14 protein-coding genes are annotated in these 16,425 nt (G+C 70.3%); 9 read left to right on the top strand and 5 right to left on the bottom strand.

What is annotated here, in order from left to right; translation table 11 throughout:
* The first annotated feature begins 24 nt into the window (after positions 1-24).
* From ACIQCY_RS09225 to holA, 4 genes are all read left to right on the top strand, one after another.
* Positions 25-903 (top strand): DegV family protein, encoded by an 879-nt coding sequence (locus tag ACIQCY_RS09225; protein WP_400483606.1) that lies wholly within the window; start codon positions 25-27, stop codon positions 901-903.
* Positions 904-1,153: 250 nt separating this feature from the next.
* A complete protein-coding gene (locus tag ACIQCY_RS09220; RefSeq protein ID WP_400483605.1) occupies positions 1,154-2,113 on the top strand; it encodes a helix-hairpin-helix domain-containing protein in 960 nt (319 codons plus the stop codon).
* Between the two features lie 212 nt (positions 2,114-2,325).
* Positions 2,326-4,707: a ComEC/Rec2 family competence protein gene (locus tag ACIQCY_RS09215; protein ID WP_400483604.1), complete on the top strand. Its 2,382-nt coding sequence runs from the start codon at positions 2,326-2,328 to the stop codon at positions 4,705-4,707.
* An 88-nt stretch (positions 4,708-4,795) separates the two neighbouring features.
* Entirely contained in the window at positions 4,796-5,809 is a 1,014-nt protein-coding gene (gene holA, locus ACIQCY_RS09210) for a DNA polymerase III subunit delta (protein WP_400483603.1), read from the top strand.
* A gap of 161 nt (positions 5,810-5,970) precedes the next feature.
* Here holA and rpsT read toward each other — a convergent pair whose 3' ends face one another.
* Complete coding sequence (rpsT, locus tag ACIQCY_RS09205; protein WP_087075755.1) at positions 5,971-6,231, bottom strand: 30S ribosomal protein S20; 261 nt, start codon at positions 6,229-6,231, stop codon at positions 5,971-5,973.
* 323 nt (positions 6,232-6,554) lie between these two features.
* Positions 6,555-7,133, bottom strand: a complete 579-nt coding sequence (locus ACIQCY_RS09200; RefSeq protein ID WP_400483602.1) for a type II toxin-antitoxin system PemK/MazF family toxin — start codon at positions 7,131-7,133, stop codon at positions 6,555-6,557.
* Between the two features lie 192 nt (positions 7,134-7,325).
* On the opposite strand from ACIQCY_RS09200, the gene lepA reads away from it, so the two are divergent.
* Positions 7,326-9,179 (top strand): translation elongation factor 4, encoded by a 1,854-nt coding sequence (gene lepA / locus ACIQCY_RS09195; RefSeq protein ID WP_400483601.1) that lies wholly within the window; start codon positions 7,326-7,328, stop codon positions 9,177-9,179.
* A 30-nt stretch (positions 9,180-9,209) separates the two neighbouring features.
* A complete protein-coding gene (hemW, locus tag ACIQCY_RS09190) occupies positions 9,210-10,439 on the top strand; it encodes a radical SAM family heme chaperone HemW (RefSeq protein ID WP_400483600.1) in 1,230 nt (409 codons plus the stop codon).
* Between the two features lie 171 nt (positions 10,440-10,610).
* Here the strand turns inward: hemW and ACIQCY_RS09185 are convergent, their stop codons facing one another.
* Together ACIQCY_RS09185 and ACIQCY_RS09180 are read right to left on the bottom strand one after the other, a co-directional pair.
* Entirely contained in the window at positions 10,611-11,027 is a 417-nt protein-coding gene (locus ACIQCY_RS09185) for a DUF4870 domain-containing protein (RefSeq protein WP_400483599.1), read from the bottom strand.
* 78 nt (positions 11,028-11,105) lie between these two features.
* Positions 11,106-11,957 (bottom strand): DUF3097 family protein, encoded by an 852-nt coding sequence (locus ACIQCY_RS09180; protein WP_400483598.1) that lies wholly within the window; start codon positions 11,955-11,957, stop codon positions 11,106-11,108.
* Between the two features lie 174 nt (positions 11,958-12,131).
* Here ACIQCY_RS09180 and hrcA point away from each other — a divergent pair, with 174 nt between their 5' ends.
* The 3 genes from hrcA to ACIQCY_RS09165 all read left to right on the top strand — a co-directional run bounded on the left by hrcA (position 12,132) and on the right by ACIQCY_RS09165 (position 15,134).
* A complete protein-coding gene (gene hrcA, locus ACIQCY_RS09175) occupies positions 12,132-13,145 on the top strand; it encodes a heat-inducible transcriptional repressor HrcA (protein WP_400483597.1) in 1,014 nt (337 codons plus the stop codon).
* Between the two features lie 85 nt (positions 13,146-13,230).
* A complete protein-coding gene (dnaJ, locus tag ACIQCY_RS09170; protein ID WP_400483596.1) occupies positions 13,231-14,361 on the top strand; it encodes a molecular chaperone DnaJ in 1,131 nt (376 codons plus the stop codon).
* A 2-nt stretch (positions 14,362-14,363) separates the two neighbouring features.
* Positions 14,364-15,134 (top strand): 16S rRNA (uracil(1498)-N(3))-methyltransferase, encoded by a 771-nt coding sequence (locus tag ACIQCY_RS09165; RefSeq protein WP_400483595.1) that lies wholly within the window; start codon positions 14,364-14,366, stop codon positions 15,132-15,134.
* Positions 15,135-15,167: 33 nt separating this feature from the next.
* Here the strand turns inward: ACIQCY_RS09165 and ACIQCY_RS09160 are convergent, their stop codons facing one another.
* Positions 15,168-16,145, bottom strand: coding sequence for a GerMN domain-containing protein (locus tag ACIQCY_RS09160; protein WP_400483594.1), 978 nt, complete (start codon positions 16,143-16,145; stop codon positions 15,168-15,170).
* Between the last annotated feature and the right edge of the window lie 280 nt (positions 16,146-16,425).

Genomic DNA, 16,425 nt, shown 5'->3' with positions numbered 1-16,425 from the left:
GGCTCCGCGCACGGGGACGTTCCCGTGCGCGTAGCCGTGGTCACCGACTCCGCGGCCGGTTTCGCTCCCGGCTGGAGCGCTCCGGGGGGCATGGCCGACGGAGTGCGGGTGGTCGCCATGCCCGTCCTCGTGGGGGACGACATCCTGACGGGTGAGCACGACGACGTCACCGCGCCCCTGATGGTCGCCCTCGCGGCGGGTTCGGACGTCCGCACGTCCAGGCCGTCCCCGGGGCAGTTCGAGCGAGTCTACGAGCGCCTGGCGCAGGAAGGCCACGACGGCGTCGTCTCCGTCCACCTGTCCGGGCTGCTGTCCGGCACGGTGGAGTCCGCCCGGCTGGCGGCATCGCGGGCCGCCATCCCGGTCGAGGTGATCGACACCAGGACGGCGGGCATGGCGCAGGGCCGCGCAGCCCTTGCTGCGCTGGCCGCGGCACGCGCCGGCGCGGACCTGCAGGCGGCTGCCGCAGCCGCCGCGATGGCCGCGCGCACCTCCGCACTCTACTTCTACGTTCCCAGCGTCGAGCAGCTGCGGCGCGGCGGCAGGGTGACCGCCGCCGCGGGCTGGCTGGGCACGCTCCTGTCGGTCCGGGTGATCCTGCACGTACAGGGCGGACGGCTGGTGCCGCTCGAGCGCATGCGGTCCGCGGCGAAGGGAATACAGCGGTTGCAGGAACTCGTCGAGGCGGATGTGTCCGGCCGGGACAGCGGCGTGCAGCTGACGGTGCACCACTTCGGCAACGAGGACGAGGCAGCCGGCCTCGCGGAGCGCCTGCGGGACGTGGCAGGACCAGGGAGCGTCACGACGGCGCCCTGCCCGTCGGTGCTCGCCGCGCACGCAGGGCTCGGCGTCGTCGCCGTCACCGTCAGCGCCCTGCGGACCCCCGGCTTCCCGACCGGCTGAGGCTACCGGCCGCGCGGATGTCCACATAGCGTGGGTCGTCCTGTCGGGCGACCAGGCCTGCTCCTAGCGTCGGACCATGGGAAAGCACCGATGGCCGACAACCGGGCAGGCCTGGGATCCACCACTCCCGCCCTCGTCCTCGCCAGCCGACCCGCTCGCGCCCTCGGGCTCCCGAGGGCAGCCGTCCCCGGGGTACCGGGCACGGCCGGAGCCGGTCAGCGCCGATGAACAACAGGATGCGGCCGACGATGTGCGGGTACATCCTGGGCTCGGGACGGATCCGCGCCGTCGGCTCGTCGGGCACGACGCCACGGGTGAGGGCCCGCCCGGCGGATCGCCGGCGGCGGGCGCCGGCGGGGGAGGCGTTCAATGGCGGATTGCGCGCTCTGCCGCTCTCGTGTGGCTCGGGGTGGCGCTGGCGGTCGGAGCCGCACTGTTCCTCGTCCGCAGTTCCGAGCCCTCGGCTGCGGCGGTATCGGTACAGCTCGACGCCCCGGCATCCGCGCCCGCCGAGGGCGGTGCCGCCCAGGGGGATCGTTCGGGGCCGGCTGGGGAGGGCTCGGACGACGCTTCCCGGGACGGCAGTGGATCGGGCTCTTCCGGCGGTGGTCCTCCGGGCTCCGCCGGGGACGGCGCGGTCCCCCCGGCGGCCGGACAGGCCGACGCAGCGTCCGGGCGCTCATCCGCGGAGGATGCATCGGCGGCCCCTGACCCCGGCAGGGACGGGGGCCTCGTCGTCGTCTACCTGACGGGCGCAGTGGTCTCACCGGGCGTTCTCACCGTGCCTGCCGGCACGCGCCTGTTCGAGATCATCGAGAAAGCCGGCGGAGCCCTTCCGGAGGCGGACCTGGAGGGGATCAACCTCGCTGCCACACCGTCCGACGGCCTCCACATCCACCTCCTGGCCGTGGGGGAGGAACCACGACCAGGGATGGTTCCGGATGCCTCCCCGGTGCCCGGCGGGCAGGCCCCCGGTGGGGACGGTGGGGCTGCGGGCGGTTCCGGTGGGACGGCCGGCGCCATCGACATCAACACCGCCACGCTCTCCGACATCGAATCCCTACCGCGCGTCGGACCGGTCCTGGGGCAGCGGATCATCGACTGGCGGGAGAAGCACGGGCCCTTCGCGCAGACGGCGGACATCGATGCTGTCCCGGGGATCGGGCCCGCGATGCTCGAGGCGATCCTGCCGCTCATCGTGGTGCGGTGAGCAGGACACCGTCGGTACGGGGTGCGCGCGCCGGCCGGTCGGTGCAGCAGGCCAGGAACCGGACCGCGGAACGTCTGTCGGCCAGGTCCGGCAGTACGCCGGACGGAGGGCGCCTCCGCCCCGGAGGAACGGGATGGACGGGCGACCTGCGGCTTCTGCCATCTGCGGCAGCGGCGTGGATCTCGGCTGCAGTAGCCGTCCAGGGAGGAGCGATGCAGGCCACGGCCTGTGGTCTTCTCTCCGCCGCGGTCGGACTGGTGCTCAGCTGCATGGTCTTCCTCAGGCCCGCAGGAGGTGGCGGGCGATGGGCGTCCCTGCCCTCGCAGGCGCTGGCATCGGTCGCGGCCCTGGCGCTGGTCCTGCTCGCCGCGGGTGGGAGTCTTGCTCGCGCGGAAGCGGGGCCGGTGGACGAGGCGATGCTCGACGGCACCCCATTCACGGCCCTCCTCAGGATCTCGGGTGAGCCGTCGTCACTGCCTCCGGGTCCCTTCGGCGGGGGAGACCGCTATCTCGTCGATGCGGACGTGATCGGTGGGGTGCTCCGCGGCGAGACGTTCGCCTCGACCACTCCCGTCGTGGTCATGGGCACGGGACCGTGGGCACGCATGAGTGCGGGCGACACCGTGCGTGTCCTGGGCACGGCGAAACCGGCCGATCGCGTGGGCAGGGCTGCGGCCGTCTTCCTCCCCGCCAGTACCCCGACGGTCGGCGAGTCGGAGGGTTGGCTCGGATACACCGGGGACCTCCGGACACGCTTCCAGGAGCTGTCCCAGCGTGATGGCCGCGACGGGGGCCTGCTTCCGGGCATGGCACTGGGCGACCGCATCGGGCTCGACCCCGATCTCGAAGCGGACATGAGGACCACGGGACTGACACACCTGACGGCCGTGAGCGGCGCGAATTGCTCCTACGTGGTCGCCTTCGCCTTTCTCGGGCTGCGGCTGGTCCGGTTCCCACGACTGCCATCAGCTGTCGGTGCGGTCCTCGCCCTGGTGTGCTTCGTGATGCTGGTGCGGCCCGAGCCCAGTGTCCTTCGGGCGGCCGTCATGGGTGCGATAGGGGTGGCGGCCGTACTGTCGGGGCGGGGGAGGGTGTCCCTGGCCCTGCTGATGCTGTCGATCATCGTGTTGCTCGCGGTCGATCCCTGGCTCTCGGTGTCGTTCGCGTTCATGCTGTCCGTTGCGGCGACGCTGGGGCTCGTGACGGCCGGGCCCGGCGTGGTGGATGCCCTCGAGCGGGTGATGCCGCGCTTCGCCGCTCAACTGCTGGCCATCCCGTTGACGGCGCAACTGTTCTGCACGCCGATCCTCGTCCTGATCCAACCGGCCCTTCCGGTGTACTCGCTGCCGGCGAACGTCCTCGCGTCGCCCGTCGTGCCGGTGATCACCCTGCTGGGGATGGCTGCGGTACTGGCGCTCGTTGCTGCGCCCGTGCTGGCACATCCGCTCGTCGTCGCCGCGCAGTGGGGGACGAGATGGGTGGCGGGTGTCGCCGAGGGCTTCGCTGCCGCGCCCGCCGCGTCGATGCCGTGGCTTCCCGGGGCGCCGGGTGCCGTTCTCGCCGCTCTCGCGTCACTGACGCTTCTGCTGGTCCTCGTCAGGCAGGTGCCACTCGTCGCAGCCTGGAGGCGGGCCACGAACACCTCGACGCGGCCTGGAAGCCGCGCAGTATCCGCGGCATCCGCAGAGCGAGCGGAATCCGGACCGGGGGGAGAGCCCGCACCGGGTTCGGGGAGGCGACGTACTCCGCTGGTCCTCGCCGTCGTCCTCACTCTGTGCCTGGCAGGCGGGGTGGTCCTGTCCGGTCGGTGGTCGGTCCCCGGCGGCGATGCGGGGATGATGGCGATGTGCGATGTCGGACAGGGCGACGGCGTCGTTGTGGGAACGACACCAGGGCACGCGATGGTCGTCGACACGGGACCCGACCCCGAGGCCATGGACCGTTGCCTCGACAGCCTGGGTGTCGAGGTGATCGACGCGCTGGTGATCACCCACCTGCACGACGACCATTACGGCGGCGTGGCGGGGGCGGTACGCGGGAGGACGGTGACCGCCCTCTACTACTCCACGGGTGAGCACGATCTGCCGGCGGAGGTGACCGAAGCTGCGTCGGCGGCCGGACTCGAGCCGAAACCGCTGGATGATGAGACCGCACTCGATCTTGCCCCGCTCCGCGTGGACGTGCTGTGGCCCGTGCGCGACGCAGGCCCTTCGGAGGAGAACAACGCCAGCGCGGTGCTCGAAGTCGAGGTGCCCACACCCGTTCGGCCCGTGACCATCCTGCTGACGGGCGACCTCGAGGAAGACGCTGCTGCCGTGGTGCTGTCCCGAGTCCCCTCCCTGCGGGATGGACGCGTGGACATCCTCAAGGTCGCCCACCACGGCGCCCGGAACGGCGGCACCGCGGTGATCGAGGCCGTCGATCCGATCCTGGCTCTCATCTCGGTGGGTGAGGGCAACGACTACGGCCACCCGCACCCCTCCATCCTGGACGCGCTCGACGCCGCCGGCGTCGCCACCGCCCGCACGGACGAGCTGGGGGCCTTCACGGTGGACCTGGTCGATACAGCGCTCGAGGTGCGCCCGCTCCGATGATCCGCACGCACGTCGGACACCTGCGGCTTTGAGGCACGACGGCGTCATGAAACAGTAGGAGCGCACCTGATGGAAGGAACCTCGCCTCGTGGCAACAAGATCACCGGCCGGCCGCAGCAGCGGTTCGAGCCCGCAAGCGGCATCATGGCGGGAGGTACGGCCGGCGGCGGTCGTCCTGCTGTCCGGCCCGGAGGACTACCTCGCATCGAAAGCAGCCGAATCCATCCGGAGCCAGGTCCGGGCAGCGCAGCCCGAAGCGGAACTCGTTCGGTTCGATGCCGGGGCCTACGAGGCGGGAACCCTCACGATGCACGCCAGTCCGTCGCTCTTCGGCGACTGGAAGGTGATCGAAGCCTCGGGTCTGGCGCAGATGAACGACGCCTTCCTCGTCGACGCGCTCGCCTACCTCACCGATCCTGCTCCCGACGTCGTCCTCGTGATGCGCCACTCGGGCGGGAATCGCGGCAAGAAGCTGCTGGATGCGGTCAAGGCCATGCAGTCCACCGTCGTCGACTGCCAGCCCCTCAAGAAGGACGGCGAGAAAGCCGAGTTCGTCACCACCGAGTTCCGTCTGGCGCGGCGCCGGATCGACCCGGACGCGGTGCGGGCACTCGTCGCCGCCGTCGGTTCGCAGTTACCTGAGCTCGCTGCGGCATGCCAGCAGCTCATGGCCGACACCGCGGGGGACGTCTCGGTGGAGACGGTGGAGAAGTACTACGGGGGCAGGGTCGAGGCAACCGGGTTCAAGGTGGCCGACGCCGCCCTGGCAGGGCGCACGGCGCAGGCGCTGTCGATGCTTCGCCATGCCCTCGCCACGGGAGCGGATCCTGTACCGATCGTGGCGGCGCTCGCCATGAAGGTCCGTGCGGTCGCGAAGGTGCACGGCGTCAGGGGGTCCTCCCTGCAGCTCGCCAAGGACCTGGGCATGGCACCGTGGCAGGTGGACCAGGCGCGGAAGGAAGCCCAGCGCTTCAGCTCCGACGCCCTGGCACGCTGCATCCGCGCCCTCGCGGAGGCGGACGCCCAGGTGAAGGGCGAATCACGTGACCCGGTGTACGCCGTGGAGCGGGCCGTCACCGTGATCGCGCTCGGGGACGGCTGAACGGGGCATACCGCTACGGCCGGTAGGCCGTGACGGTAGGCCGCCGGTTCCCGGACGGCCAGCACTCGGCCCGTTCGAGCCCGGCGGCGCCTGACTGCCGGCGCTTAACCGACGAAGGCCGGCCCCATCAGGAGCCGGCCCTCGTCGAAGGGATGCGCAGCTTAGAGCGCGTTGACCTTCTTGGAGATCGCGGACTTGCGGTTCGCTGCGTTGTTCTTGTGCAGCACACCCTTGCTGACAGCCTTGTCCAGCTTGCGGCTCGCTGCCTGCAGAGCGGTAGCGGCAGCGTCCTTGTCAGCGCCCTCGACGGCCGTGTTCACGGCGCGGATGGCGGTCTTGAGCTCGGACTTGACCGAGTTGTTGCGCTGCCTCGCCTTCTCGTTGGTGAGGATGCGCTTCTTCTGGGACTTGATATTTGCCACGTATGAGAACTTTCTTTGTATTGCGGACTGGGTCGTGAGGGTATTTCGGCCAACCGAAGACTGAGCGGCGTGGGGATACCGTGTGGCGATCGGCCAAAGTGCCCGAAGACCTGCGCGGACACACAGCTATAAAGGTTACCAGAAGGGCGCACGAATCCCCGCCTCCTGATGCCGGTCGCAGGCCAGGCGAAGGAGTCACCAGTCAGGCGGGGAGTCCCTGGCGCCCGAGGAGTAAGGCACCGGGCCGGCGCCTCGGTAGGAGGAGGGCGTCCGCCCCGGGCGGACGCCCCGGGCGGACGCTGGAGGGCGCAGCGGGCGGACGCCTAGGCGAGCAGGTAATCGGGTACCGCCGCAATCACCTGCTCGAAGCGCCGGCGCGCAAGGACGGCCCCTTCGCGCCGGATGTCGTCCGGTGCGATGCGGAGCAGGCGGTCGACTTTCACCTCGCTCGGACGCCCCTGCCGGTCCCAGGCGCCGGTACCGATGTCGATGTAGCGGTCGTCGCGGTCACGGGAGGTGTTGCGGTCCCGGCTCGTGAGCATCAGGCCTAGGAGGGTTCCGCCGTCACGGCCGATCACCAGCACCGGGCGGTCCTTCCCCTGCGCCGGGTCCTCCTCGTACGGGACCCAGGTCCACACGATCTCGCCCGGATCGGGCTTTCCGTCGGCGGAGGGCGAATAGGCCAGCACCGCCTTCCGCCGTCGGCTCTTCGCCTCTCGTGACGCCTCTCGTGACGCCGACGGTCCCGCCGATCCCGCCCGCCCTGGCGTCGCCGGCGCGCCGGCGGGCCGATGGCGGTCCCGGGTCCCCCTCCGCTCGGCCGGAGCCTGGCCCGAGGTGCTGTTGACTGCACGGACGACGCGGCTCGCGAGGGACAGGAGGGAACGGACAGTGATCGCCATGCTCGAATCCTAGCGAGCGCGGCGTCGAGCCCTCCGGGGACTTCCTGCCCGGAACCGCGCGATTGCCGGTGCCGAGCGGCTCCGTGGGACACTAGGGGGTGTGAAACGGCGCTGACCAGCGCCGGCCGCCCCCGAGGATGGCCCGGCCGGTTCCTGCATGCCGATCCTGTCCCGTAAAAGTGAGGAACCTACGTGTCACCCATGGCCCGCACCGCGCCGGTGCCTGCCGCCACCGATCCGGCGATCATCAGGAACTTCTGCATCATCGCCCATATCGATCACGGAAAGTCCACGTTGGCCGACCGCATGCTCCAGCTCACCGGAGCCGTCGAGCAGCGGGACATGAAGGCGCAGTACCTCGACCGCATGGACATCGAGCGCGAGCGCGGCATCACGATCAAGTCCCAGGCCGTCCGCCTTCCCTGGGAGGTCGATGGCACGGCGTACGCGCTGAACATGATCGACACGCCCGGCCACGTCGACTTCACCTATGAGGTGTCGCGGTCGCTCGCCGCCTGCGAGGGCGCGATCCTGCTGGTCGACGCCGCGCAGGGCATCGAGGCCCAGACGCTGGCGAACCTGTACCTGGCGATGGAGAACAACCTCACCATCATCCCGGTCCTCAACAAGATCGACCTTCCGGCTGCCCAGCCCGAGAAGTACGCGGCGGAGCTTGCAAGCCTGATCGGCGGCGAACCCGAGGACGTGCTGATGGTATCGGGGAAGACCGGCGTGGGCGTCGAGGCCCTCATGGACAAGATCGTCCGGGACCTGCCGGCCCCCACCGGTGACCCGAACGCACCGGCCCGTGCCATGATCTTCGATTCGGTGTACGACACGTACCGCGGTGTGGTCACCTACGTCCGGGTGGTCGACGGCAAGCTCAGCCCGCGCGAGCGCATCCAGATGATGTCCACGCGGGCCAGCCACGAACTGCTCGAGATCGGTGTCAGTTCACCGGAGCCGAAGCCGTCCAAGGGACTGGGCGTCGGCGAGGTGGGGTACCTCATCACCGGTGTGAAGGATGTCCGCCAGTCGAAGGTCGGCGACACCGTCACCAACCTGGCGAAGCCGGCGGCGCAGTCCCTCGGCGGCTACGAGGACCCCAAGCCCATGGTCTTCTCCGGCCTGTACCCGCTGGACGGCACGGACTATCCGGTGCTGCGGGACGCCCTCGCGAAGTTCACCCTCAACGACGCCGCGCTCGTCTACGAGCCCGAGACGTCGGCGGCACTGGGCTTCGGTTTCCGCGTCGGCTTCCTCGGCCTGCTGCACCTCGAGATCACGCGCGAGCGCCTCGAGCGGGAGTACAACCTCGACCTCATCTCCACCGCCCCGAACGTCGAGTACGAGGTCACCCTCGAGGACAAGCGCGTCCTGAAGGTCACCAATCCCAGCGAGTACCCTGTCGGAAAGATCGCGGAGGTGCGCGAACCGATGGTGTCCGCGACCATCCTCGCGCCCTCGGAATTCGTCGGCGCGATCATGGAACTGTGCCAGCAGCGCCGCGGTGTCCTCGGGGGCATGGACTACCTCTCCGAGGATCGCGTCGAGATCCGGTACCGCCTGCCCCTGGCGGAGATCGTGTTCGACTTCTTCGACCTCCTGAAGTCGAAGACACGCGGGTACGGCTCCCTGGACTGGAAGGCGGACGGCGACCAGGTGTCCGACCTCGTGAAGGTCGACATCCTCCTGCAGGGCGAGCAGGTGGACGCGTTCAGCGCCATCACCCACCGCGACAAGGCCTACGCCTACGGCGTGATGATGACCGGCAAGCTGCGTGAGCTGATTCCGCGCCAGCAGTTCGAAGTGCCCATCCAGGCAGCCATCGGAGCGCGCATCATCGCGCGGGAGAGCATCCGGGCCATCCGCAAGGACGTCCTGGCGAAGTGCTACGGCGGTGACATCACCCGTAAGCGCAAGCTGCTCGAGAAGCAGAAGGAAGGCAAGAAGCGCATGAAGATGGTGGGCCGCGTGGAAGTGCCCCAGGAAGCCTTCATCGCCGCCCTGTCCTCCGACGAGTCGAAGGACAAAGCCAAGAAGTGACCGCGTACGTTGCGACACGGGGTATCCGGCATGCCTAGCGCCCTCCCGCTCGGCATGCCGGCGCCCCAGGACGGCGTCCTGCCGCCGGCGGCCGCGGAGGGAGCGCTCGGGCGCGACTTCTGCCTCTACGTCCATATCCCGTTCTGCGCGGTCCGCTGCGGCTACTGCGACTTCAACACCTATACGGCCACGGAGCTCGGCGGCGGGGCATCCCAGGACGCCTATGCCGGCTCGGTGCTCGCCGAGCTCGCCCTCGGGGCGCAGGTGCTGGAGTCCTCAGGCGTACCGGCCCGGCCTCTGTCGACGGTCTTCTTCGGCGGAGGCACGCCGACACTGCTCCCGGCGGAGGACCTCGCCTCGATCCTGGTCGCGGCCACCGCGCAGTGGGGCCTCGCGCCCGACGCCGAGGTCACGACCGAGGCGAACCCCGATTCCGTGACCCCGGAGTCGCTGCGCGTGCTGAAGGAGGCAGGCTTCACCCGGGTCTCGTTCGGCATGCAGTCCGCGGTGCCCCACGTCCTCGCCGTGCTCGACCGCACGCATTCGCCCGAACGCGTGCCGCAGGCCGTGCAGTGGGCGCGCGAGGCCGGGCTGAAGGTCAGCCTGGACCTGATCTACGGCACGCCGGGAGAGTCCCTGGAGGACTGGCGGACGTCCCTGTCCACGGCCCTGTCCTACGGCCCGGACCACATCTCCGCCTACGCCCTCATCATCGAGGAGGGGACGCGGCTCGCTTCCCGTATCCGTCGCGGCCTCGTGCCGCCCATCGACGACGACGACCACGCGGACAAGTACGCGCTGGCGGAGGAGATGCTGACCGACGGCGGCCTGCACTGGTACGAGGTGAGCAACTGGGCGCGGACTCCCGCGGACGAGTGCCGGCACAATCTGGCCTATTGGCGTGGCAGCGACTGGTGGGGTGCGGGACCCGGGGCGCACTCGCACGTGGGCGGCACGCGCTGGTGGAACGTGAAGCATCCGCGTCCCTACGCCGACGCCCTCGGCGCGGGCCGCTCTCCCGCCGCCGGACGCGAGGAACTGTCCGGTGAGGACCGATACGTCGAGGACGTGATGCTGCGGGTGCGGCTGCGCGAGGGCCTCGCGACGGACGTGCTGACGACGTCGGGCCGTCGGGCCGTCGCCGGGCTGATCGCCGACGGGCTCGTCGAGCCGGCTGCGGCCTTCGCCGGTCGCGTGGTCCTGACGTTCAAGGGCCGGCTGCTCGCGGACGCCGTGGTGCGGAGGCTCCTGCCCGACTGAGGTCCGAGCTACCAGCGGGGGGTATGGCCGGACGCGACCGCGGTGCGTCGGCGACCGTCGCCAGGCGTGGAACAGGACGGGCGTGCAAGAGGACGGGCGTGGAACCGGACGGGCGTGGAACCGGACGGGCGTGGAACCGGACGGGCGTGGAACCGGACGGCCTGGCTGGAGCTAGCGGATCAGGCGCAGGTTCGCGGGGTAACGGTACGGGCGTCCGCGATTGACCTGGATGCCGGCATTGACCGAGAAGACCGTGAGCGTCACCCAGATGAGCGCGTTCACGACGGCGAAGATGCCACCGATCTCCGGCACGAGCGACAGGAGCCAGGCCGCCAGGGCGAGGATCGTGGGCGGAAGCGTGAAGTTCAGCGCCTCCCTGGACTCCTGCGCCGTGAACGGGCCGCGGTCCTTGAAGATGAGGAAGATCAGCAGGGAAGGGATGAAACCCAGGATCCCGCCGAAGTGGGCCAGTGTCGCGAACTGGCGATCCTCGGATGCCGTCAGTGGAAGGGCTTGTGCCGGGATGCCTTCGAACACCGGCTGCGACTCGCCCCGTCCGTGGTGCTGGTGGTCGGCGGTATTGGACAACGAAATTCCTTTGCTGGCTGGCGGAGAACTCTCCCCGGAAGGTGCTCCAAGGATACGTGGTAACGAGTAGCGGACTGCTCAGGCGGTGCCCGGGGGAGCGGTCAGGAAGTCGATGACCTCCTCGACCCTCCCGAGCAGCGAGGGCTCGAGGTCGGCGTAGGTGCTCACCCCGGCGAGGATCCGCTTCCAGCCGTGGGCCACGGCTGCCTGGTCGGAATGCGGCCACCCGAGCCCGGCGAGGATGCCCGTCTTCCAGTCCTGGTGGCGCGGCACCACGGGCCAGGCGTCGAGCCCGAGGGCGGCCGGTTTCACCGCCTGCCAGACGTCGACATAGGGGTGCCCGACGATCAGGACGTGGCTGCGGGCTCCGGGGACGGTCATCGCCTGCTGCGCGATCCGGGATTCCTTGGTCCCCGGCAGCAGGTGGTCCACGAGGATCCCGAGCCTGCGCTGCGGCCCGGGCCCGAACGCCCTCACCGCTCCCTCGAGGTCGTCGACGCCGTGCAGCGGCTCGACGACGATGCCTTCGAGCCGGAGGTCGTCGCCCCACACCTTCTCCACCAGTTCGGCGTCGTGCCGGCCCTCGACCCAGATCCTGCTGGCCCGCGCCGTCCGCGCCCGGGCGCCCTCGACCCGAACCGAGCCCGACGCCGTCCGCGTGGCCGCCGGAGCGGCGCGCAGGACGGGCGCGACGACGTGGACGGGCTGTCCGTCGAGGAGGAATCCGTGGCCGAGCCGAAACGTGCGGTGCTTGCCGCGCCGGTCCTCGAGCACCATGACATGCAGCCCGCCGGACTTCTCGACGCGGACCACCGCGCCGACGAAACCGCTCTGGACGTCCTCCAGGACCATGTCCTTCTCGACGGGTACGTCGGGCAGGACGGCCCGCTTCGGAGCCGAAATATCCTGTGCTCCCCAGCCGTACTCCATGCCGGCCTGTCCTTCCCACGAGGGCTTCGGCGGTGTGCCGCAGCCCGGGTTCCCAATGCTAACAATCGCTCCGGACGTACTAGACTTGGCACTTGGGTGTGTCGAGTGCTAACTGGCCGGGACCACCCTGGAAGCGTGGTCGTGAGTGCGGGACAGATCCGGAGGTGCACAGGAATGAGTGAACCGCGACGCCTGGAGGTGCTCCGGGCCATCGTCGAGGACTACGTCCATTCGCGGGAGCCCGTCGGATCCAAGGCGCTGGTCGACCGCCACCAGCTCGGCGTCTCTTCCGCCACGATCCGCAACGACATGGCCGTCCTCGAGGAGGAGGGTCTCATCGCGGCCCCGCACACCAGTTCCGGGCGGATCCCCACGGACAAGGGCTACCGCCTCTTCGTCGACCGCATCTCCGAGGTGAAGCCGCTCTCGGCCCCCGAGAAGAAGGCCATCCAGACCCTCCTCGAGGGTGCCGAGGACCTCGACGACGTCATGGACCGGACCGTCCGGCTGCTGGCGCAGCTCACCAACCAGGTCGCCGTCGTGCAGTTCCCCCGCGTCGGTGGTGCGTCCGTCCGGCACATCGAATTCGTGCTGCTCGCACCCCAGCAGATCCTGGTCGTCCTGATCGCGACCAACGGCACCGTGCAGCAGCGCATCGTGCGGACCGATGGCGATCTCCAGGAGGCGGAGCTCGCCGAACTCAAGCAGCGCATCCTCTCTGCCGTGTCCGGCGTCAAGCTGTCGGCGCTGCCGGCCGAGCTCGGGATCGCGCAGTCCCAGTTGCCTCCTGCACTGAGGGCGCACGGGGGTACCATCGTGAAGGCGCTGGAGCAGCTTGCCGGACTCGGACGGGACGACCGGATCCTGCTGGCCGGGACGGCCAACCTCGCGAGGTCCACGGGTGATTTCCCGCTGAGCATCGGTCCCGTCCTCGAGGCGCTCGAGGAGCAGGTGGTGATGCTGAGGCTGCTGTCCGAGATGGAGTACGACGCCCGGGGCATCTCGGTGAGGATCGGGAGCGAGAACCCCTACGGAGGCCTCTCGGGAGCCTCCGTCGTGGCGACCGGCTACGGTCCGGATGCCGGCGCGAAGCTCGGGATCCTCGGTCCCACCCGCATGGACTACCCGACGACCATGGCCGCGGTGCGCGCCGTCGCCCGCTATCTCTCGAGGATCCTCGAGGAGTAGCCCGGCTACGGCAGCCGCAGTATCGCCCGCCGGCACCGCCGGCGAGCAGAAGACAGAAGTCTCCAACAGGAAGTGATGTGCACGAGTGAGTAATCACTATGAGGTCCTCGGTGTGGCGCAGGGCGCGACCGGGGAGGAAATCAAGAAGGCGTACCGCAAGCTCGCCCGGAAGCTCCACCCGGACGTGAACCCCGGTGACGACGCGTCGGAGGAGTTCAAGCGCGTCAGTCACGCCTACGAGGTCCTGTCGGATCCCCAGAAGCGGCGGGTCTACGACACGACGGGCAACGAGAACGGGACCGACAACGGCTACGGCTCGGGCTACTCGGGCTCGGGCTTCGCCTTCCAGGACATCTTCGAGACCTTCTTCGGCGGAGGCGGCCAGCAGCCGGGCGCTCCTTCCCGGACGCGCCGCGGGCAGGATGCGCTCATCAACGTGCGCATCGACCTGAAGGACGCCGTCTTCGGCACGAACAAGAAGATCGAGGTGGACACCGCGGAGGTGTGCCCCACCTGCGACGGCACGTGCTGCCAGCCCGGCACCTCGCCCCGCACCTGCGACATCTGCGGCGGTTCGGGCCAGGTCCAGCGGGCCGTGCGTTCGATCCTCGGCCAGGTCATGACGAGCGCGCCCTGCGGCACCTGCCAGGGGTACGGCACCGTCATCCCGAGCCCGTGCCACGAGTGCAGCGGCGAGGGACGTATCCGCGCCCGCCGCACGCTGACCATCAAGGTCCCCGCCGGCGTCAACACCGGCACGCGCATCCAGCTGGCGGGCCAGGGCGAGGCCGGCATCGCGGGCGGGCCCCAGGGCGATCTCTACGTGGAGATCCGCGTCGCCACCGATTCGACCTTCCTGCGCGACGGCGACGACCTGCACGTGACGCTGAGCGTCCCGATGACGGCGGCCGCGCTGGGCACCAGCGTGCACCTGGACACGTACGACGGCGACCAGGAGCTGGTGATCAAGCCGGGCACGCAGTCCGGCGAGATCCTGACCCTCCGCGGGCTGGGCGTCACGCACCTCAGGAACCAGGGCAGGGGAGACCTGCGGGTCCACCTCAACGTGGAGACGCCGCGCAACGTCGACCAGCAGCAGGAGGAGCTCCTGCGCAGGCTCGCGGAACTGCGGAACGAGGAGTACACGGACGGCCAGCTGGCCAGCAGCGGTTCCGGCGTGTTCGCACGCCTGCGGGAGCGCCTCGGGAACCGCTGAGCATGACGCGACCCCTCTTCTTCGGGCCCGGTGAGGCCGTCCGTGCCGCGTCCCCGGGCAGCGTCTTCGTCCTCGGCGGGGACGAGGGTCGCCACGCGGCGACCGTGCGCCGCCTCGCCGCGGGGGAACGCATCGACGTCTCCGACGGCGCCGGCTACCGGATCGGCGGGATGATCTCCGCGGTGGGGACGGGCACCGTGGACGTCCTGGTGGAGACGGCCGGCCAGGACCCTGCGCCGCGCCACACGCTCCTGCTCGTCCAGGCCCTGGCGAAGGGCGGTCGCGACGAGCAGGCCGTGGAGTCGGCGACCGAGCTGGGCGTCGACGCCGTGGTGCCGTGGCACGCTGAACGGAGCATCGTCCGATGGCGCGGCGACAGGGCGGAGAAGGGTCGGCAGAAGTGGGTGTCCCTCGTGGGCGCTGCCTCGAAGCAGTCCCGACGATCCTTCGTGCCCGAGGTCCATGCCGTGATGGACACCTCGCGGATGGCCGCCTGGGCTGCTGCGACCGTCGACCGCGTCGTCGTCCTGCACGAGGACGCCGGGTCCTCCCTGGCCGAGCAGGTGTCGGCGCTCCGTGCCGCCGGTTCACTCGAGGCCCCGTCGTCCACCGCCGTCGTCGTCGGGCCCGAAGGTGGGATCAGCGGGGCGGAGCTCGAGAAGCTGCTGGCCGTCGGCGCTCGTGCGGCCCGGCTCGGACCCCACGTGCTGCGCTCGTCCTCGGCGGGCCCGGCGGCGCTGGTCCTGCTGAACCACCTGCTCGGGCGCTGGTAGGCCCCGCGAGCGGGTTCCCCTGCTCCGGGGTGGCTACCCGACGACGACCGTCTTCGAGTCCTCGGCCCTGCCGCTGCCGGTGGGGGCGGACACCGTGATGTCGTACCGTCCGGGGGGAAGCGTCACGGAGAAGGAATAGGCACCGGGAGCGCCGTCCTCGGGCAGGATGTCCACCGTGCCGTCCCTGAAGAGAGCGGTGTCGCCGCCCTCGGAGCCGTCCGTGCTGCGGTCGATCCGCCACGAGAGCGAGTCCTCCGAGGCCGGTCCGAGGCCGTGGATGGTCAGCCCGGCGGATTCCGCCTCGACCCCCTCCTGGGGGTCGATGATCCACACGGGAGCGAGAGTCGACGTGTCGCGGGTCCACTCGCCGCCGAGGTCGACGGAATCGAAGGCCCGGTAGTCCGCTGCTCCATCCACGAGCACGACGAGGGAACTCGCCTCGCCTCCCTGGATCAGGCCGGCGTTCGACGCCGCAGCCGTCGCGGTGTAGACGAGCTGCTGCAGGGCGAGCCGCGCGTCGTCCGCACCGAGCTTCTCCGAGAAGGCGTCGGAGGAGATGTCGAGGGTGATCACGTTCTTGGTCGAGATCGAGGACCGTACGCTCGATGCCTTCCGCCAGGGCGAGCGGTAGTCGGGATCCAGTGGCCGCCCCGACGTCATGAGCTGCACCGCATCGGCGATGGGGTCGCCGGTGGTCTCGTCAGGCGCCGCCAGGAATTCCCGGAACAGCCTGTCGCTCCCGTCCACGTCGCCCAGCCAGTAGACCGGCAGGAGCGGGTCGGCAGGGTCCGCCGCCGCCTGGGCCTGGATCGTGGCGTCGGCCGGCCCGGCCTCCGCGCCGGCATCAGCGGCCGAGAGGGGCTCGGCAAGGGCGGTCGTGGGGGCGCTGCCCTGCGGCAGGCCGACATTCGGGGCGAGGAACACGCTGCTGGCCACGAGCACCGTGCCGGAGGCCAGGAGCATTCCGCGCAAGCCCAGGCGGCTCCTCTTCAGGGGGTCCTGCTCGTTCATGCCGGCCCCCTTCCGTCAGGCGCGCCGGTGCGCGGATCGATTCGTGGAATGCGTCGTGGAATGCGTCGTGGTCCGGCGCGTGCTCCGACAGGAGGGCGTCGACCAGGACGCGCACCGCAGGCGGCTCCCGAGCCCGCCGGACCTGTTTCAGCTTGGCACAGGGAGGATGGCACGGCTGCAGGAAAAGGTGCGCACGCGGGGACTGAAACCTGATCGATACGAAGCCGTTGCCGATTCGCGATGAAACCCGAGTGCTGCTCGATCCTCCGTCGGGGAAAGC

It is taken from the genome of Arthrobacter sp. NPDC092385 (assembly GCF_044755105.1).
GTDB lineage: Bacteria > Actinomycetota > Actinomycetes > Actinomycetales > Micrococcaceae > Arthrobacter_D.
The sequence above is the reverse complement of the archived record's forward strand: the minus strand, read 5'-3'. Positions and strand labels throughout refer to the sequence as shown.